We start from the raw sequence: 18,389 nt of genomic DNA, 5'->3' as shown, positions 1-18,389 counted from the left end.
TCAGACAGCTCCGGCAGCAGCGCGGGCACGCATCGGGTGGATCTGGGCGCTGTTGGCGACCAGCGGCTTGCCGATGGTGAAGAAGGCATGCAGGTCGTGGGCAAAGGCGTCGAGGTCAGCGAAGATGACGCGGTTGGCGCGGGTGAAAGTGTTGTAGGCAAACACGGCCGGCAGTGCGACGGCCAGGCCGGCGGCGGTCATGATCAGCGCTTCGCCGACCGGGCCGGCGATTTTTTCCAGCGCGGCCTGGCCGGTCATGCCGATGGCGACCAGCGCGTGGTAGATGCCCCAGACGGTGCCGAACAGGCCGACGAAGGGGGCGGTGGCGCCGGTCGTGGCGAGGAAGGTCAGGCCGTTTTCCATGCCGGCCTGAGTGGTCGACAGTTGCTGCCGCAGGGCACGTTCCATCTGCTCGGACGGATCAAACTGGGAAACCAGGCGACCGGTAACGGCTTCGCAGTCGTGATTGCAGCAGTTGGCCTGGCTGGCCAGTTGCGCGTAGGGGCTGTCTTCACCGGCCTCGCGCAGTTTTTCGATGCCTTCGGCGACGCTGCTGGCGGCCCAGAATGCGGGTACGGCACGGGCTGCCTTGCGCAGACGCCACCAGTCCCAGGCCTTGGCCAGGATCAGGTACCAGCTGGCGATCGACATGGCGACAATCACGATGGCGACCGAGTGGGAAACGGTATCGCCTTGGGCCCATAGATGGGCGAGCCCGAAGACGTTTTCTTGTGCGCTTTCCTGCATTGCTATTGCTCCAGTTTGAAAATGATGGGGACCAGGACGAAACTCTGAACGGCGACATCGCCGCGCTTGGCCGGAATGAATCGCCAGTTGCGTACGGTCTTCAATGCCGACTCGTCCAGGCGACTACTGCCAGAAGAGGTGCGTACCTCGACGCTGTCGGCCGTGCCTTGTGGATTGACCGAAACGCGCAGCATGACCTTGCCTTCCTCGCCCATGCGTCGCGATAGCGGCGGATACGGGGGGGGCGGGTTGCGCAGGTAGTCGGCGTCGAAGCGGGCTTGACTGATTGCCGGGGCCGTTGGCGCCGGGGCTGGCGGCGTGGGTTCGGCGATCTGCGGCGGGGCGACCGGGGCGTTGTCGGCCGGCGCCGTGCTGGCGGTGGTTTCGAGGACCGGTGTTGGTGCTTTGGGTTGAGGCAGCGGCTTGCGCACCACGGGTTCGGGCTTGGCCATCGGGAGCGGCTTGGCTTCGGGTGGTGCTTCGATTTGCGGTGCTGGCAGCAGGTCGACGATCAGTGGCATTTCCATGATCTGCGGCGCCACGGTCTTGGCGGCCAGGGCCAGTAAAAGGGCGCCGGCGTGGAGGCCGATGACGATGGTCAGCAGGCCGCTGCGGCGGCTGGATGATGGGGGAGATAAAGCGTAACTCATGGCGTTTGTTCGGTTGGTTCCGCGCCCGCCAGGAAAAAAACCCTTGGCTTGCTGGCCGGGAGGCGCGCTGGCTACGGGAAAGGTCTTACAACGGAGAGAAAAACTATTTGGTCAGGATCAGCTTGTTTTCGCGGGTCACGCGCAACAGATAACGCTGGCCTGCGTGTTCGATTTCGACGGTGTTGGCACCTTGCAGAATCTGCCCGCTATCCACGCGCGGCAGGGCGGCGTTGCTTGCTGGCAGGGGGCTGGCATCCGGGGCGGGTTTCGGCGGGGTGTTCATGTGTTTCTTATGTAACTCAGATGTCTCCAATTGTAACTAAACGAGAACGATTGTCAATAATATTCGTATTGAAGTTTACTCGGTGGTGCAGGCCTGGCTGATCACTCGGCCAAAACTGGAAACCCCGGCATTACGAACGAACAGGCAGGGCTTGCCGGTGCGCCGGCACTGCTCCTTCACCCGCCAGTAAGCGTTGTGGCTGATGCAGCCGGCCTGGCAGATCACCAGATCGGCAGCGGACAGCGCGCTGTCGATGCGATGCAGGCTCTCTTCGAGGCCGCCGTCGTGGTGCATGAAACGCCCGCCGGACTGTTCGACGACCTGCCGGTAGGCATCGACGGCGCCGGTGCGGCCACCAACGCACAACACGCATTTGCCGGAAAGATTTTCCGGGGCGGTGGTGTCAGCAAGCTTCAAAGCCTCGTCGTCTTCGCTGAGCAACTGGTTGATCGTTTCCTCGGCATGACGCAGCCGTTGGCGCAGGTGCCAGACCTCGGTTTCGCGCCCCTCGGCCTCGGCGGTCAGGGCGGTGCATCGGGCTTCCGCATCGCTGGCGCGGCGCAGCAGGCTCTGCCGGTCCTTGAGGTCGGGCAGGCTGCCGCGCAACAGATCAAGCTGTCCGGCCTGGTTGGCGATCAGGGCGTCACGCCCGGCCAGTTCGGCGCGCAAGTCGATGACGCGTTGTCCCAGTGCCTGGGTCTCGGAGGATTTTTCCTGGCGCAGGGATTCGTTTTCCTGGCGGGCTTTTTCCAGTTGCTGTTTGAGTTGCCGGTTTTCGGCCTGTAGCGACTTCAACGTCTTCAGATCGGCTCGGGTGCCGGTGCCGACCTGATGCTGGATCATGTGGATGTCGCCATAGACCTCGTGCTCCAGCGTCGAGTCGCAGGCCGGGTGAGTCCAGGTGGCCCACAGGGCGGCCGGAATTTCGCTGCCGATGGCGGTGGCTTCGCGCCACAGCTTGCGCAGCGCGTCGCTGTCCTTGGCGCTGGCAAAGCGACGAATGGTGGCGTGATAGCGCTTTTCCAGTTGCTTGTGCAGCACTTCGGCGAGTTTGCTGCGGACCTCGCAATTGCCAACGGCCGTGGTGTGCAGGACGAAATCGGTGGTGTCTGCGGGGAAATGCATCACCTTTTTCATCAGGCTGCGCAATTCAGTGACATCGAAGCAGGTGCCGATCACCGGGCAGTGAAATTTGTGGGCGATTTCCCAGAGCTTGCGGCGTCGGGAGCTGGTCGGGGCGTCTTGCGGCAACTGCGGTGCAGCGTTGGTCATCGACTCGAACAACGCCAGCGGGCGGCGGCTGGGTGTAAAACTGCCACCGGCGACATGATAGGGATAATCGGCCATGGTTCAGTTCTCTTTTGGTTGCGAACGAGAACAATTATCGTTTATCGATTGCATTCAGTCAACCTGGCTCGATGCTGTATGCAAACAAGGGATGGCTTTTGTTCGAAGGAGGGCGTTACAACGACTTCCAGTCCAATTGTGGGTTTCGGGAATTGATTCATCCATCGCGGAGTCTTGGTGTTAAAAATGCAATGTTATAACATTGCATTTTGTTTTTATAACCTTCACTTCGTCAGCAAAAGGCTTAATCCGATGAGTGTTCTTTCCAGCGACCGGCGCATACCTGTCACCCTGCTGACAGGCTTTTTGGGTGCCGGCAAGACAACGCTGCTCAATCACCTGCTCAGTCAGCCGGACATGGCCAACGCCGCCGTTTTGATCAACGAATTCGGTAGTGTTGCGGTCGACCACCATCTGGTGACCAAGATCGACGAAGACCTGATCCTGCTCGACTCCGGTTGCATCTGCTGCACGGTGCGCGGCGATCTGACGCGCAGCCTGACCGAGTTGTTCATGAAGAGCCTGCAGCGCAAGATCGTGCCGATCAACCGCGTAGTCATTGAAACCACCGGGCTGGCCGATCCAGCACCGGTCATCTTCACGCTGATGGAAGACTTTTTCATTGCCGAGCGCTTCCGTATCGATGGGGTGGTGACCGTGGTCGATGCGACGCATGCGGCCGGACAACTGGCGCAGCATCCCGAGGCGGTCAAGCAGGTGGCGATGGCCGACCGCTTGCTGCTCAGCAAGTGCGATCTGGCCGATGGTCCGGCCATCGAAGCGATCAGTCAGACCTTGCGCCGGATCAACCCGGGCGCGCCGCAGATTTTCGTGCGCCGTGGCGAAGTCGCGCTGGCTTCGCTGACCGGCTGCGGCCTCTACGACCCGGGCAGCAAGACGCCGGATGTCGCCGGCTGGCTGGCCGAGGAAAAGGTGCGCGAGGAACGACGCAAGGCCCACGGCCATCACCACCATCACCACGATGTCGACCGGCACGACGCCGAGGTTTACAGCTTCGCCCTGACTTTCGACCAGCCGCTGCAGTGGGTCAGTTTCGTCGACGCCGTGAGCATGTTGCTGCAGGGTATGGGCGACCGCATCCTGCGCATCAAGGGACTGCTCAACGTCATTGGCGACGACCAGCCGCGTGTCGTGCAATGCGTTCAGCACACCAATTACCCCTACACCCGCCTCGACGATTGGCCGGCCGAAGCGCCCTACAACGACCGCAAGAGCCGCCTGGTGTTCATCGTGCGTGGCCTTGATCAACTCCTGATCGAAAAAGCCTTCGCCATGTTCTGCGGCGTGCTTGATGGCGAGCGCCGGGAAGCGCTGGTTGCCGAAGGACGCATGCCATGACCATTCGCCTGCACAATACCTTGAGCCGGCAGAAGGAAGTCTTCGTACCGGCCGATCTGCAGCGCGTCACGATGTACGTCTGCGGGCCCACCGTCTACAACTACGTGCATATCGGCAATGCCCGCCCGGTGGTCGTTTTCGATGTGCTCTACCGACTGCTGGCGCGCCACTTCCCGCAGGTGATTTACGCCCGCAACATCACCGACGTGGACGACAAGATCAACGCGGCTGCAGCCGCCAACGGCGAGGCTATCCGCGTGCTGGCCGAGCGCTTTGCCGCGGCTTACCGTGAGGACATGGCCCAGTTGAATGCCTTGCCGCCCGGCGTCGAACCTTGGGCCACCGAACATGTGCCGCAGATGATCGCCTTGATCGAGTGCCTGATCGAACGCGGCCATGCCTACGCCGCCGAAGGCCACGTGCTCTTCCACGTGCCGTCGCTGCCGGATTACGGCAAGCTCTCCGGCCGCCACCGCGAGGACATGATTGCCGGTGCGCGGGTCGAAGTCGCGCCCTACAAGCGCGATCCAGCCGATTTCGTGTTGTGGAAACCGTCGACCGCAGCCCAGCCGGGTTGGGAGAGCCCCTGGGGCGTCGGTCGTCCGGGCTGGCACATCGAATGCACGGCGATGATCAACACCCACCTCGGGCCGTCGATCGACATTCACGGCGGCGGCCAGGACCTGATCTTTCCGCACCATGAAAACGAGATCGCCCAGGGCGAAGGAGCCCATGGTGGCCAGTACTGCCGCTACTGGCTGCACAACGGCTATGTCACGGTCGACGGCGAAAAGATGTCGAAATCGCTGGGCAACTTCCGCACCGTGCGCGACCTGCTGCAGCATTACCCGGGCGAAGTCATCCGCTACGCCTTGCTCGCCGGTCACTACCGCAAGCCGCTCGACTTTTCGCTGAGCGCACTCGATCAGGCCCGGGCAGCGCTCGACCGCCTGTACGCCAGCCTGCCAGCTACCGGCAGCCCGCCACCCAAAGTGCGTGCCGAAGCCGTCGAAGCGGCGCTGGCCGATGACCTGAACACCCCGCTGGCACTGGCCTGTCTGCACGAAACCGCCAGCGCCCTGCGCAAATGTTCGGACCCGGACGAGCAATCCAGGCTACTCGCCGTGCTGCGTGATGGCGCCGATTTGCTCGGGCTATTGCAAGCCGACCCGACCCAGTGGCGGCAGCAAGGCGGCATGGCGGCGACCGGGCAGGCCAGCGGCCCGAGCCCAGAACAGATCGAAGCCCTGATTGCCGCGCGGCAAGCCGCCCGTGCAGCGCGTGATTTCGCCCGCGCCGATGCCCTGCGCCAGGAACTCGCCGCCCTGGGCATCGGAATCGAAGACAGCGCCAGCGGCACCACCTGGCATCGCCTGCACGCGGAGCCCGTGGCATCCCGGCGGGCTCAATCCGGTCCCGCCGGCCAGTAAGGCTGCCCCCACTGACAACATCAAGAGACCCTAAAACATGCCCAGCATCACCCTGCCCGATGGCAGCCAACGACATTTTTCGCAAGCGGTCAGCATCGCCGAACTGGCTGCCAACATCGGCCCCGGTTTGGCCAAGGCCGCCCTGGCCGGCCGGGTCGATGGTCGGCTGGTTGATGGCGCCTTCATCGTCGACCGGGATGCCAACGTCAGCCTGATCACCGCCCGCGACCCGGAAGGGCTGGAGATCCTCCGCCATTCCTGCGCCCACTTGCTGGCCATGGCCGTCAAACAGCTCTACCCCAGTGCCCAAGTCACCATTGGTCCGGTCATCGAGGATGGCTTTTTCTACGACTTCGCCTTCGAGCGCCCCTTCACACCCGACGATCTGGCGCAGATCGAAGCCCGCATGCAGGAACTCGCCACCGCCGATCTGCCGGTCAGCCGTCGCGAACTGCCCCGAGACGAGGCCATCGCTTATTTCGAGCAACTGGGCGAGTCCTACAAGGCCGAATTGATCCGCGCCATTCCCGAGGGCGAAACCTTGTCGCTCTACCGCCAAGGGGATTTTGAAGACCTCTGCCGCGGCCCGCACTTGCCAAGTACCGGCAAGCTACAGGCTTTCAAGCTGACCAAGGTGGCCGGCGCCTATTGGCGCGGCGATGCCAAGAACGCCATGCTGCAGCGCATCTACGGCACCTGCTGGCCGGATGCCAAGGCACTCAAGGCCTACCTGACCCGCCTCGAAGAAGCCGGCAAGCGCGATCACCGCAAGCTCGGCGCCCAGCTCGACCTGTTCCATTTCGACGACTGCGCACCGGGTTCGGTGTTCTGGCACCCGAAAGGCTGGGCCCTGTTCCAGCAACTGATCGGCTACATGCGCACCCAGCAGGAGCGGGCTGATTATGTCGAGGTCAATACCCCGGACGTGATGGATCGTGGCCTGTGGGAAACCTCCGGCCACTGGTTCAACTACCGCGAGGCGATGTTTACGACGACGACCGAGGACGAGCGCATCTTCGCGCTGAAACCGATGAACTGCCCGGGCGCCGTTTCCCTCTTTGCCCAGGGGCTGAAAAGCTACCGCGACCTGCCGCTGCGCATGGCCGAGTTCGGCAAGGTGCATCGCTACGAACCGTCCGGTGCATTGCACGGCCTGTTGCGCGTGCGCCATTTCACCCAGGACGACGCGCACATCTTCTGCACGCCGGCTCAAATGCAGGACGAATGCGCCCGCACCATCGCGCTGGTTTTCGCCATCTACCGGGATTTCGGCTTCGACGATGTTGCCGTGAAACTGTCGACGCGGCCGGCCAACCGCATCGGCAGCGACGACACCTGGGATCAGCTCGAAGGCGCGCTGTCCGGCGCGCTCGACCGGATGGGCATCGCCTACCGCATCAATCCCGGCGAAGGGGCCTTCTACGGCCCGAAGCTGGAATTCGTGCTGCGCGACGCCATCGGTCGCGACTGGCAATGCGGCACGCTGCAGGTCGACCTCAACCTGCCCGAGCGCTTCGACATCAGCTACATCAACGAACAGGGCGAACGCGAACGGCCGGTCATGCTGCACCGGGCACTGTTCGGCTCGCTCGAGCGCTTCACCGGCATCCTGATCGAACACTACAGCGGCCTCTTTCCGCTCTGGCTAGCCCCGCAACAGGCGGTCGTGCTCAACATCAGCGAAGCTCAGGCCGACTATGCGCAACGCGTGTTGCAAGCCTTGAAAAAGGCCGGGCTGCGCGCCTCGGTCGATCTGCGCAACGAAAAGATCGGCTACAAGATCCGCGAATACACGCTGCAGAAAGTGCCTTATCTGCTCGTCGTCGGCGACAGGGAAAAAGCCGAAGGCCGTGTCGCACTTCGCTCGCGAGCGGGTGAGGATCTCGGCAGCCTGGCGCTGGACGAGGTCATCGCGCGCTTGCAGCAGGAAGCTTGGCCCCCGGTTAACGACCTATCCACCACCTTCGAGTCTAGAACATGATCCGCAAGAACCCGCGCGGCGATCTGCCGCAAATCCACGAATCCGCCTACGTCGACCAGACCGCCATCATCTGCGGCAAGGTCATCATCGAAGAAAACGTCTTCGTCGGCCCCTACGCCGTGATCCGCGCCGACGAGGTGAATGCCGACGGCGACTTGGCGCCGATCCGCATCCGTGCCCACTCCAATATCCAGGATGGCGTCGTCATCCATTCCAAGTCCGGCGCCCTGGTCGATATTGGCGAGCACACCTCGATTGCCCACCGCTCCATCGTGCACGGCCCCTGTGTGGTCGGCAACAACGTCTTTCTCGGCTTCAACAGCGTCGTCTTCAATTGCAGCATCGGTGATGGCTGCGTCATCCGCCACAACGCTGTGGTCGATGGCACCGACCTGCCGCCGGGTTTCTACGTCTCCTCCACGCTACGCATCGGCCCGAAAACCGATCTTTCAACTGTGCCCCGTGTGCCGCAAGAAGCAACCGAATTCTCGGAAGATGTCGTGCGTACCAACCATGAGTTGGTGCAAGGCTACAAGAAGCTGCAGAACGAGTTCTGACCATGACCACCCTCCTGATCCGCAACGCCCGTCTGGTCAACGAAGGGCAAATTTTTGAATCCGACCTGCTGGTGCGCGATGGCCGTATCGACAAGATTGCGACTAGCATCGCGGCCAGCGCCGATGAGGAAATCGACGCCGCCGGGCAATGGCTGCTGCCCGGGATGATCGATGATCAGGTGCATTTCCGTGAGCCGGGGCTGACGCACAAGGGCTGTATCGCGACCGAATCGGCGGCGGCGGTGGCTGGCGGCATCACCAGCTTCATGGACATGCCGAATACCAAGCCGCCGACCCTGTCGATGGCGGCGCTGGCGGAAAAGAAAGCCATCGGGGCGCGGGATTCGCTGGCCAACTACGCCTTCCACTTTGGCGTCTCCAACGACAACATCGATGCCGTGGCCGCGCTTGATCCGCGCCAAGTGGCCGGCATCAAGGTCTTCATGGGCGCCTCCACCGGCAACATGCTGGTCGATGACCCGGCCGTGCTGGAGCGCCTGTTCGCCTGCGCGCCAACCATCCTGATCACCCATTGCGAGGACACACCGTCGATTACGGTCAACGAGGAGAAATGGCGCAAAAAATATGGCGACGCCGTGCCGTTCTCGGCCCATCCGCTGATTCGCGACGCCGACGCCTGCTACAAATCCTCCTCGCTGGCGGTCGAGCTGGCCAGGAAACACGGCACACAACTACATGTGCTGCACATTTCCACCGCCCGCGAACTGGCTCTCTTTGAAGACAAGCCGCTGGCCGACAAGCGTATCACCGCCGAAGTCTGCGTTCATCACCTGCTCTTTGACGAGCGGGACTATGCCATCCTCGGCAGTCATCTGAAGTGCAACCCGGCGGTCAAAACCGAGGCTGACCGCGATGCCCTGCGCGCCGCGCTCAACACTAACCGGCTGGATGTGATCGGTACCGATCACGCGCCGCACACGCTGGCAGAAAAGGCCGGCAACTACTTCCAGGCACCGTCCGGCCTGCCGCTCGTCCAGCACGCGCTGCCAGGCCTGATGGGGCTGGTGCACGACGGCGTCATCGACCTGCCGACGCTGGTTGCCAAGACCAGCCACCGCGTCGCCGACCTGTTTGCGATTGCCGAACGCGGCTATCTGCGCGAAGGCTACTGGGCCGATCTGGTGTTGATTGGCGGCCGCGATATCGATGCACCGGACGATCCCATCCTCAGCCGTTGCGGCTGGTCACCCTTTGTTGGCCGACGCTTTCGCAGCCGGGTTTCCACTACGGTTGTTTCGGGTCAGCTTGCCTGGCATGAAGGTCAATTACGGCCGAACTGCCGTGGGCAAGCACTTTCATTTTTGCGCGATTCTTCCGGTTGACCGTAGCATCAAGCCGCGTCAAGAAGGATGCGTTCCATCCTGAAGTTTCACCTGGCTGTGCTTAAAAAAACAGCTGGCTGGCGTCTGGCTGGCTTGCTGGAAGCGAGGGTGAGAAACTTAGTGTTCGATGTGATGGCTGGCGTGCTGGCACAAGCGGAAGGCGAGGTCGTCGCGCTCGCGGGCCAGGCGCTCGCACTCGCGGTGCGCGGCGCAGATGGTCTTGTCCAAGTGCCAGACGCGCTGGGCGGCGACGATCAATTGTTCGTTGGCTTCCCGCAGTTCCATCAGTTGCCGGCCCAGTTCGATGATGGCCTGGCCGGATTCGAGCTGGGCGATGCGCGCGCGTAGATTGCTGGATTGTGTTTCGAGCACCGCGATGCGATTGGCTTGTTCGATGCTGCGGGCAGCATTGAGCGTGATCATCCGCTTCTGGCTGCTGCGGGCTTTCTGCAAGGCGCGGCGCAGGGCGGCGTTTTCCCTTTCCAGGGCGCTCTGCGGCTCGGCAGGTTCCTTTTCGAGGATGGCGCGGTTTTCAAGCGGGGCAAGCATGGTGTAACTCCTGACGCTGACCCAGGCGTTGGCTGGCGCGTTCGCACAATTCACGGGTTTCATGATCAATGTCCTGATCGCACAGATGCTCAAGCAGTCGTGCCGCGTGCAGCGCGGATTGACGACACCCGGTCTCTTCGTGGATCAGGACCAGGCTGAGGGTGGCGGCCCAGATGTCGCTTTTCGGCATGGTTTTCTCCTCAGAAACTGGCGCCGGCCAGCATCAGCCAGAGCAGGGTGGCGGCGATACCGGTATGGATCAACAGGCTGTTCATGTGGCGCCTCGCGTGAGTGAGAATGGTTCTTAATATACGTGAATAGCGAATTTAGTCAAACAAGAATTGTTTCGTTTTGTGACAATGCTATATTTTCGGGTGGAGGGCGCCGGCGTGTGATCGGCGCCCTCCGGAGGAGCAGGCGGGGTCAGCGACCTGCTCCGGCTTGCTCGGTGGGGCTTACTTGGTCAGGATCAGCTTGCCCTGGCGGGTGATGCGCAGGCGGTACTCGCTGCCGCTGTGGCGGATGCAGATTTCGTTGCATTCGCCAAACAGGGCTTTGCTGGCGATGCACTGGACTGCGCAGCTTGCGGCCCGGGCGGCGGCTTGTTCGGGCTTGAGACGCAAGGTCGGGCGCGGACCGTTGGCATGCAGGAAAGGAATGCGCAGAGTCTGTTTGCTCGGTTCCATGATGGGCTCCTCGAGGGATTACATCCGGGTGGCGTAGTACTCGACCACACGCTGCAGGTCGAGTGGGAAGGGCGCCGCGTCGCCGTCGGGCAGGTGGGTCAGGCGGGCGCAGGTCGTCGCGTCATCGAAGGTGATCCATTGTGGGCGCTCCAGCGCCGGCTCTTCCAGCGTAGCCCTTACCAGATCGATCTTACGTCCGGCCTCGGTCGGGCCGAAGGCGTCGCCGATGCGCAGGCGGATCGAAGGAATGGTCACGCGCTTGCCGTTGAGCTGGAAATGACCGTGGCTGACCAGTTGGCGCGCGGCCGGAATGGTCGGCGCGAAACCCGCGCGGAAGACCATGTTGTCGAGCCGACGTTCGAGCAGTTCGACCAGCTTGTTGCCGGTAGCACCACGATCCTTCTTGGCATCGGCAACGGCGCGGCGCAGCTGGCGTTCGCTCAGGCCGTAGTTGTAGCGCAGCTTTTGTTTTTCCATCAGTTGCAGGCCGAATTCGGACTTGCGCGAGGTGACTTTGCGGGCGCCGTGCTGGCCGGGCGGCTGGTTGCGTTCCTGCATCGATTTGCGTGACAGCCCCGGCAGATCGACGCCGAGGGCGCGCAGGACTTTGAGGCGGGGGCCGGTATAACGGGACATGATTACTCTCTCTCGTACTGTGATTGATGTCAGTGGGTCTGGCAGCCGGGGTGGGCCAGCGGGTAGCAGTCGACCGGAACCGAAGCGGGGTGGCAGTGCACCGCCTCCCAGCCGCCGAGGACTTCCTGCAGCGTGCTCTTCAGGTAGGGATTGAGGTCGGCGCTGTCGGCCACGCTGCGCAGATGAGTGCGCAAGGCTTCGGTCTTGTGGAAGGTGGCGCCGCGCAGGGCTGACGAGGACAACAGGTGGATGACGGCAGCCAGCCTGAGTTCGAGGGGCATGTCGGCGTGTTCCATGAGGGGCGCTCCAGTCGGTTCGGGGAAACTGGCTGGCTGGCCGGAAACGCGGCTTGCTGGCTACTGAATGAGAATTATTGTTAATAATTCATTTGGCGTCAAGTGTCTTTTGGCAGGCTGTGCTAACATCCGCCCGTTGGTGCTCGCGCATGCCTCGGCAGGCGCGGTTAAACGGGAAGCTGGGAGATTGGCCGTCAGGCAGATCCAACCAGCGCTGCCCCCGCAACGGTAAGTGGATGGACGTCCGCGTCCAGCTTTCACCTTGCAGCCACTGGCGATGCAACGCATCCCGGGAAGGCGGTGAAGGCAAGATCCACCAGCCCGGATACCGGCCAACAGGGTGGTCCGCGCATGCGCCGGGCCGTAATGCCTGATGTCGACGGGGAGGTCGGCAGGGCGTCATTCCGGAACTTCTTCCCATGTCAAAAATCCCTACGCGTGTGGCGGCGTGCGCCCTGTTCACGGCGGCTGCCTGTTTTTCCCCGCTTGCTCTGGCTCACGGCAACCACACCCACGGTCACGGCAATGTCCAGGTCAGTGTTGACGGCACGGCGCTGACAGTGCGCCTCGATGTGCCGCTGGAAGCCTATCTCGGCTACGACTATCCGCCCCGCAACGAAAAACAGCAGCAGGTCTGGCAGGCCTTCGTCGAACGTGTCGCCGACCCGCTGCGCTTTGTCGAGCCGCCGGCCGAAGCCCAGTGCAAGCTGAGTGGCAGTCGCACCGAACCGGCGCTGGGCGAAGTCGATCCCAAGGTCGATATTGCCAACCTGGTGCACGAAATCCGCTTCGAATGCGCCCAGCCCGAAGCGCTCAAGTCGCTAAGCTTCAGTGCTTTCCGCGACCACCCGGGGCTCAAGCAGTTGCGGGTCCGCCTGGAGAGCGCTGGCGCGAAAAAGACCCAGACCATCCGTCCGCGTTTCCCGGCGCTGGTGTTCTGATGCTGGAGGCCGGCTTTACCCAACTCACCCAGTTGCTGCTGACGCCGATTCTCTGGCTGCTGGCGGCGGCGCTGGTCTACGCCCTGTGGATGAGCGGTGCCGTGCTGGTCGAAGCCTGGCAGCGGCGTTCGCCGGCCTTCCGCAGTCTGCCTGACGCACCGGAACTGGCGTTCGACGAGATCGAGCTGATCGTCCTGCGCCGGCTTGAGCCGCTCCGCCTGCTCAGCCGGGTGACGCCGATGCTCGGCCTGATCGCCACCATGATCCCGCTCGGCCCGGCCCTGCACGGCGTTGCCAGCGGCAACGGCAGCGCTGCGCTGGCGGTGTTCAGCGACGCCTTTGCCGGCGTCGTGCTGGCGCTGACGGCGGCGGCCATCGGCCTGGTCCTGTATTCCCTGCGCCGTCGCTGGCTGCTCGGCGAACTGCTGGCCATTCGCAAGCGCCGGGAGGGCCTGGCGTGAGCCTCAAGCATTTCAACATCCTGGAAGAGGATGACGACGACCCGATGCTGTCGTCGATCAACCTGGTCGATGTCTTTCTCGTTCTGGTCGTCGCCCTGCTGGCGGCGGTCAATCTGTCGTCGGCTGGTGATCCGGGGGCGCCGGTGGAACTGGCGATTCCGGAAAACGGCCAGGAAATCCGCTACCAGGGCACCGGCGACAGCGGCGAAGGTGAGGGCGTGCGGGCCGGCGTTGCCTACCGCTTGCGCGACGGCAGCATCATCTACGTTCCGGAAGACGGCCCGGCCGCCAAGCCATGATGCGCTGGCTGGGATGGCTGCTGCTCGTCTGCCTGGCGGGTGCCGCGCAGGCGCGCGAACTGTTGTGGGTGACTGCCGACATCACGCCCAAGGCCCGCACCGCCCTGGTCGAACGCCTGGCGCAGGCGAATGGCTGGCGGTTCCGGCATTTCGATACGCCGCTGACCCTGCCGGAGAGCGAACGCCCGGCGCAGCGCCAGCGCCTGCTGGCGGCGGCCGGCAGTGCCGACATGCTGTGGGTCGATGCGCCGCATGCGATGCCGCAGGCACTGCTGGCCGACTTGCTGCCGCCTGGGGCGGTCAAGGTGCCGGTGGTCTGGATTGGCCCCGAGTCGGTTGCCGCGTCTGATCGGCTGGCCGATTACCTGCGCCATGGCGGCGAAGGCAACATCCGCGCCGCGCTGACCCTGGCCACCCGCCGTCTCGCCGGCATGAGCGAAGCGCAAGCTGCGGCTGACCTGCCGGCGCCGCGCCCCTGGCCGCGCCAGGGGCTCTACCATCCGGACGCACCGGACTTCCTGGCCGACGTCGACGCCCTGCAAGCCTGGCGTCGCGATCCGCGACCGGCAGTGGCGGTGCTCGTCCATCGCCATCATTTCGTCAATGGCGAAACAGCCTGGCTCGACGCCTGGTTGCGCCGCTTCGACGCGCACGGGCTGGCAGCCTATGCGGTCTTCGGTCAGCAACTCGATGCCGGTGGCCTGCGCCAGTTGCTGGTGGCGCGTGCGGACCGCCGCGACAGCGGCCCGGAAACGGCGCACCCGGCCTTACTGGTGCTGCACCAGCTGGTGTCGAAAGGCGCCGACCTGCAGACCCTGCTGGCGCGCTGGCAAGTGCCGCTGCTGTCGGCCTTGCCCTATCGCCATGGCGATACCGCCGCCTGGCAGAACGATGCGACCGGCCTGCGTCTGGCCGACACGCCCTTTTACCTGTTCCAGCCGGAGGCGGCAGGCGCCATTGATCCGCTGATCGTTGCCGCCCATCCCGACGATCAACGGCCGGTCGAACTGATCGAGCGCCAGGCCGATGCGCTGATCGCCCGCGCCGCGCGGCAGGTCGCGCTGCAGCGCAAGCCGCCGGCGGAGAAAAAGCTGGCGCTGATGGTGTACAACTATCCGGCCGGCGGCAGCAATTTCGGCGCCTCCTTCCTCAATGTGCCGCGCAGCCTGGAAAACGTCACCGCCGCGCTGGTGCACGCCGGCTACCGCACGCAATCCTTGCCCGAAGCGGCCTGGGTGGCGAACCTGCAACCCTTGCTGAGTGCCTACTATCCCGACGCCGACCTGCGCGCCCTGCTCGCCGCCGACCAGGCCGAGGCCCTGCCACTGGCTACCTACCGTGCCTGGTGGAACAGCCTGCCGGCCAACACGCGACAGCGCATTGCCGGCCACTGGGGCGAGCCGGAGAAAAGCCGTTATCTGGTCGACTGGCAGGGTGAGAAGGTTTTCGTCATTCCCCGCTTGCGACTCGGCAACGTCTCGGTGCTGCCGCAGCCGCCGCGCGAGGAAACCCTGCATCGCGGCCAGAATCCGTTTTCGCACAAGAGTGGTACGCCGTTGTCGCACCATTATCTGGCGGTTTACCTGTGGGCGCGCCAGGGCGATGCGCTGATCCACTTCGGTACCCACGGTACCCAGGAATGGGCCGGCGGCAAGCCGCGCGGGCTCGACGTCCTCGACGACGCTTTGCTGCCGCTGGGCGACTTGCCGGTGATCTATCCCTACATCGTCGACAACCTCGGCGAGGCGCTGACCGCCAAGCGGCGCGGGCGCGCCGTGTTGCTCAGTCACCATACGCCGGTGCTGGCGACCAGCGGCCTGGGGCCCGGCATGGCGCAACTGCACGAACTGATGCACGAGTGGGCGATTGCCGACGAAGGGCCGACCAAAATTGCGGTCGGTCAGCGCTTGACCGCGCTGATCGCCGAAAACCGCCTGCACCACGATCTCGGCTGGCCGATCGAACGGGTGCAGCGCGAACTCGATGCCTTCCTCGATGCCCTGCATCCCTGGCTCGACCAGCTTGCCCACGGCAGCCAGCCGCGCGGGCTGGCGGTGTTTGGCAGCGTGCCCGAACCGGCCTTGCTCCGCCTGCAGATTCTACAGGCGCTTCAGCGTCCCTTGCTCGATGCGTTGGGCGAGGACGTCGACGAAACCTTCCTGATGGATTACCGGCACATCGAGAGCTCGCGGCCGATGCGCTGGCTCGCGGTTGCGCTGAACGATGCCGAGGCCGCCAGTCGCCTCGATCTACGCCGTGCCGGCGACGATACCGCTGTGCCCAACCGGGCCGGCGAACGGGCCATCGACCCCGAGGCCTTACGCGAACTGGCCGGGCGGGCGCAGGCGCTCGACCGTTTGCTCAGCGTCGAGAACGAGATGCCGGCCCTGCTCGACGCGCTGGCCGGGCGTTTCATCCCGGCCGCTTACGGCGGCGATCCGATCCGCAATCCGGACAGCCTGCCGACCGGGCGCAACCTGATCGGCCTCGATCCCAGCCGCCTGCCAACCCGTCAGGCCTACACCGTGGCGCAACTGCTTTTCGATCAGTGGCTGGCCGGCTGGCTGGACCGTCACGCCGGCGTCCATCCGCAACGTCTGGCCCTGTCGCTGTGGGCCGGCGAAACCCTGCGCCACCAGGGAGTGATGGAGGCGCAGGCGCTGGTCGCCCTGGGCGTAAGGCCTGTTTGGGACGATGCCGGTCGGCCGCGCGGCGTCGAAGTGATCCCCGCCGACGAACTCGGCCGACCGCGCGTCGATGTCCTGCTCAGTGTGACCGGTTCCTACCGCGACCAGTTTCCGGCCTTGATGGCGCTGGTCGATACGGCGGTCGCTGCCGTCGCCACGGCCGAACCCGGCGGCAGCGTCGCTCGCCACAGTCGGGCGGTGGCCGATGAACTGCGCCAGCGTGGCACGCCGCGTGCGCTTGCCGACCGCCTCGGCCAGGCGCGGGTGTTCGGTAACGCCGTCGGCGACTACGGCACCGGTATCGCCGAAGCGGTGCTCGACGATCGGCTACAGGAAAAGGACGCCCGCCTCGGTCAGATGTTTCTGCAGCGCATGAGTCAGCCCTATGTCGACGGCCAGCCGGTCGCCGGGCTGGCGGCCGGCGTGGCCGCGCAGGCACTCGCTGCGCAACTGCGGCGTACCGACGCGGCGTTGCTGTCGCGAACCTCCAATCTGTTCGGGATGATGACCTCGGACGACCCCTTCCAGTACCTCGGCGGCTTGGCCGCCGCGGCCCGCGCCGCCGGCCGCGACAAGCCGCTGGAACTGCACGTCAGCCAGTTGCAGCAGGCCGACGAACCCTACGCGCAGACGGCCGGGCAGAGCATCGCCCTGGAAATGCAGGCGCGTTATCTACACCCTGGTTGGGTTGAAGCCATGCAGAAGGAAGGCTACGCCGGCACCTTGCAGGTCCTCAAGGCAGCCCAGTTCGCCTGGGGCTGGGCCAGCGTCGTGGACGGCGCGGTCCGCGACGATCACTGGCAAGGAATGCACGACGTTTTCGTGCGAGACAAGCACGGGCTCGGCGTTCGCGAATGGCTGCGCAGCCATCCCCAGGCCTACGCGCAAACCCTGGAGCGCCTGATTCAGGCCGTCCGCCACCAACACTGGAAAGCGGATGCCGCCACCCGTCAGGAACTGGCGACGCTGTACCGCGAACTGACCGCCGAAGCCCCGCTGAGCAAGCCGTCGCAGGCGGTCGAAGCGTGGGTGAGGACCGCACTTCCTGAAAACCCGGTCACCGCCTTGCGCGGCGTCAGCCGCCTGCCGGCTGGCGTGACGCCTGTTGCAGTCAGCGAACTGACTGCCGCAACGGCGACGGCCGAGGTCGCCGACGGCTACCAACCCGTCCGCGGTGAGCGCCTGGTGGCACGGCCCGTACCGGATGTGCCGTCGCCGTCATGGTTGTTGGCGTTGTTACTTGTGCCGCTGATTGGTGGTGCCGTGGTTCAGCGTGCCAGATTCAATCGACAGGCTCGCCAGTGACGGCACTGGCTGCAGCTTCGCTACCTTCGGGAACATAGACCATCGAGCCGTCCTTCATCTTGTAGGCAACGCCGGCCTTCTCGCCGTCGCCGCCGCCGATTTCGCCGCTGGCCTTGTATTTCTCGATCTTCTCGCCCTTCTTGACCAGCACTTCCATGGTCGGTTTGCCGGCGTCGGTGATCACCGTCACGTCCTGCTTGTTGAACGGATTGATCAGCGGGTTCTGGGCGACGGTGATGAGCAGCGCGGCGATGATGACCAGAAAGATGTCGATCAGGTTGACCACCGACAGGATCGGGTCTTCGGTTTCCGGTTCGTGCAGCAGCTTGAGGCTCATGCGTGGGCTCCGCGCAGCGCCTGGATTTCCAGGATTTCTTCGGCCAGCCAGCGGCGGCGGACGTTGACCACCCAATAGGTGATCGAGGCGGCGATCAGGGCCAGGATGACGGCGGCGAAGGCAATCGTCAGGTTGTGCGAAACCTCGGCCAGGTTGCCGTCGGACAGCGATTTGAGCGCCGGTCCCATGGGGATCATGGTGGCAACGAGGCCGAGCATGGGCGTGACCCGGCTGGCGATGCGTGGGTTCTCCAGCGCCTTGTGCGCGAGCAGGTCGAGCTGGTCGTCGGAAAGCGTCGGCTGGCTGCGGAAGTGGTTGAGAAGAAAGCGGCCATTCCCGCTACGGCGCCGCCAGGCGAGCACGGCGAATTCACCGAGTACCCAGAAGGCGTAGAGGAAGAGGGCGGTGATCAGGGCCAGCGTCGGCAGCAGGAAGAGCTGCGAGATCTGGTACATGGTCAGTTCGACGAGTTGGGACATGGATACTCCTTGGGGT

20 protein-coding genes and 1 riboswitch are annotated in these 18,389 nt (G+C 64.2%); of the genes, 9 read left to right on the top strand and 11 right to left on the bottom strand.

What is annotated here, in order from left to right; all coding sequences use genetic code 11:
• From AADV58_RS13445 to AADV58_RS13430, 4 genes are all read right to left on the bottom strand, one after another.
• Entirely contained in the window at positions 1-747 is a 747-nt protein-coding gene (locus AADV58_RS13445) for a MotA/TolQ/ExbB proton channel family protein (protein WP_028994736.1), read from the bottom strand.
• Positions 748-749: 2 nt separating this feature from the next.
• Positions 750-1,397, bottom strand: a complete 648-nt coding sequence (locus AADV58_RS13440; protein ID WP_341743438.1) for a TonB family protein — start codon at positions 1,395-1,397, stop codon at positions 750-752.
• Positions 1,398-1,500: 103 nt separating this feature from the next.
• A complete protein-coding gene (gene hemP / locus AADV58_RS13435) occupies positions 1,501-1,680 on the bottom strand; it encodes a hemin uptake protein HemP (protein ID WP_281984513.1) in 180 nt (59 codons plus the stop codon).
• 75 nt (positions 1,681-1,755) lie between these two features.
• Positions 1,756-3,027 (bottom strand): DUF2325 domain-containing protein, encoded by a 1,272-nt coding sequence (locus tag AADV58_RS13430; protein ID WP_341743437.1) that lies wholly within the window; start codon positions 3,025-3,027, stop codon positions 1,756-1,758.
• A 252-nt stretch (positions 3,028-3,279) separates the two neighbouring features.
• Here AADV58_RS13430 and AADV58_RS13425 point away from each other — a divergent pair, with 252 nt between their 5' ends.
• Genes AADV58_RS13425 through AADV58_RS13405 form a run of 5 tightly spaced genes read left to right on the top strand, consistent with a single transcriptional unit; the run spans position 3,280 to position 9,697 of the window.
• A complete protein-coding gene (locus tag AADV58_RS13425) occupies positions 3,280-4,386 on the top strand; it encodes a GTP-binding protein (RefSeq protein ID WP_341743436.1) in 1,107 nt (368 codons plus the stop codon).
• Positions 4,383-5,816: a cysteine--tRNA ligase gene (gene cysS / locus AADV58_RS13420; protein ID WP_341743435.1), complete on the top strand. Its 1,434-nt coding sequence runs from the start codon at positions 4,383-4,385 to the stop codon at positions 5,814-5,816. The genes AADV58_RS13425 and cysS overlap by 4 nt, the downstream gene beginning before the upstream one ends.
• A 37-nt stretch (positions 5,817-5,853) precedes the next feature.
• Positions 5,854-7,797, top strand: a complete 1,944-nt coding sequence (thrS, locus tag AADV58_RS13415; protein WP_341743434.1) for a threonine--tRNA ligase — start codon at positions 5,854-5,856, stop codon at positions 7,795-7,797.
• Positions 7,794-8,354 carry a carbonate dehydratase gene (locus tag AADV58_RS13410; protein WP_028994741.1) on the top strand — a complete coding sequence of 187 codons (561 nt, stop codon included), beginning with the start codon at positions 7,794-7,796 and terminating at the stop codon, positions 8,352-8,354. The genes thrS and AADV58_RS13410 overlap by 4 nt, the downstream gene beginning before the upstream one ends.
• A 2-nt stretch (positions 8,355-8,356) precedes the next feature.
• Positions 8,357-9,697 carry a dihydroorotase gene (locus tag AADV58_RS13405; protein WP_028994742.1) on the top strand — a complete coding sequence of 447 codons (1,341 nt, stop codon included), beginning with the start codon at positions 8,357-8,359 and terminating at the stop codon, positions 9,695-9,697.
• Positions 9,698-9,814: 117 nt separating this feature from the next.
• On the opposite strand, the gene AADV58_RS13400 is transcribed toward AADV58_RS13405, so the two are convergent.
• The 5 genes from AADV58_RS13400 to AADV58_RS13380 all read right to left on the bottom strand — a co-directional run bounded on the left by AADV58_RS13400 (position 9,815) and on the right by AADV58_RS13380 (position 11,864).
• Positions 9,815-10,246, bottom strand: coding sequence for a hypothetical protein (locus AADV58_RS13400; protein WP_028994743.1), 432 nt, complete (start codon positions 10,244-10,246; stop codon positions 9,815-9,817).
• A complete protein-coding gene (locus AADV58_RS13395) occupies positions 10,230-10,436 on the bottom strand; it encodes a hypothetical protein (RefSeq protein ID WP_028994744.1) in 207 nt (68 codons plus the stop codon). Before AADV58_RS13395 ends, AADV58_RS13400 begins: the two co-directional genes overlap by 17 nt.
• 265 nt (positions 10,437-10,701) lie before the next feature.
• Positions 10,702-10,932: a hemin uptake protein HemP gene (gene hemP / locus AADV58_RS13390; protein ID WP_043420982.1), complete on the bottom strand. Its 231-nt coding sequence runs from the start codon at positions 10,930-10,932 to the stop codon at positions 10,702-10,704.
• A gap of 18 nt (positions 10,933-10,950) precedes the next feature.
• Complete coding sequence (gene rpsD / locus AADV58_RS13385; protein ID WP_028994745.1) at positions 10,951-11,568, bottom strand: 30S ribosomal protein S4; 618 nt, start codon at positions 11,566-11,568, stop codon at positions 10,951-10,953.
• A gap of 29 nt (positions 11,569-11,597) precedes the next feature.
• Positions 11,598-11,864 carry a hypothetical protein gene (locus AADV58_RS13380; protein ID WP_245580518.1) on the bottom strand — a complete coding sequence of 89 codons (267 nt, stop codon included), beginning with the start codon at positions 11,862-11,864 and terminating at the stop codon, positions 11,598-11,600.
• A 120-nt stretch (positions 11,865-11,984) separates the two neighbouring features.
• Positions 11,985-12,215, top strand: a riboswitch (cobalamin riboswitch).
• A gap of 68 nt (positions 12,216-12,283) precedes the next feature.
• Between AADV58_RS13380 and AADV58_RS13375 the strand changes: the two genes are divergently transcribed.
• From AADV58_RS13375 to cobN, 4 genes are read left to right on the top strand one after another with little or no spacing between them, the layout of a single operon-like run.
• On the top strand, positions 12,284-12,805 hold the full coding sequence (locus AADV58_RS13375; protein ID WP_081700152.1) for a ZrgA family zinc uptake protein: 522 nt from the start codon (positions 12,284-12,286) through the stop codon (positions 12,803-12,805).
• A complete protein-coding gene (locus AADV58_RS13370; RefSeq protein ID WP_245580519.1) occupies positions 12,805-13,266 on the top strand; it encodes a hypothetical protein in 462 nt (153 codons plus the stop codon). Before AADV58_RS13375 ends, AADV58_RS13370 begins: the two co-directional genes overlap by 1 nt.
• The gene (locus AADV58_RS13365) at positions 13,263-13,565 is read left to right on the top strand and encodes a DUF2149 domain-containing protein (RefSeq protein ID WP_341743433.1); all 303 of its coding nucleotides are present in this window, start codon (positions 13,263-13,265) and stop codon (positions 13,563-13,565) included. The genes AADV58_RS13370 and AADV58_RS13365 overlap by 4 nt, the downstream gene beginning before the upstream one ends.
• Positions 13,562-17,557: a cobaltochelatase subunit CobN gene (gene cobN, locus AADV58_RS13360; protein WP_341743432.1), complete on the top strand. Its 3,996-nt coding sequence runs from the start codon at positions 13,562-13,564 to the stop codon at positions 17,555-17,557. Before AADV58_RS13365 ends, cobN begins: the two co-directional genes overlap by 4 nt.
• Here cobN and AADV58_RS13355 read toward each other — a convergent pair.
• Both AADV58_RS13355 and AADV58_RS13350 read right to left on the bottom strand, forming a co-directional pair.
• Entirely contained in the window at positions 17,535-17,894 is a 360-nt protein-coding gene (locus tag AADV58_RS13355) for a DUF2149 domain-containing protein (RefSeq protein ID WP_051295330.1), read from the bottom strand. The genes cobN and AADV58_RS13355 overlap by 23 nt on opposite strands.
• Positions 17,891-18,373, bottom strand: a complete 483-nt coding sequence (locus tag AADV58_RS13350; protein ID WP_028994750.1) for a MotA/TolQ/ExbB proton channel family protein — start codon at positions 18,371-18,373, stop codon at positions 17,891-17,893. Before AADV58_RS13350 ends, AADV58_RS13355 begins: the two co-directional genes overlap by 4 nt.
• Positions 18,374-18,389: the final 16 nt, after the last annotated feature.

The organism is Azonexus hydrophilus, from assembly GCF_038368255.1.
Lineage (GTDB): Bacteria > Pseudomonadota > Gammaproteobacteria > Burkholderiales > Rhodocyclaceae > Azonexus > Azonexus hydrophilus.
Note: the sequence above shows the minus strand (reverse complement) of the source record. Positions and strands in the feature narration are given on the sequence as shown.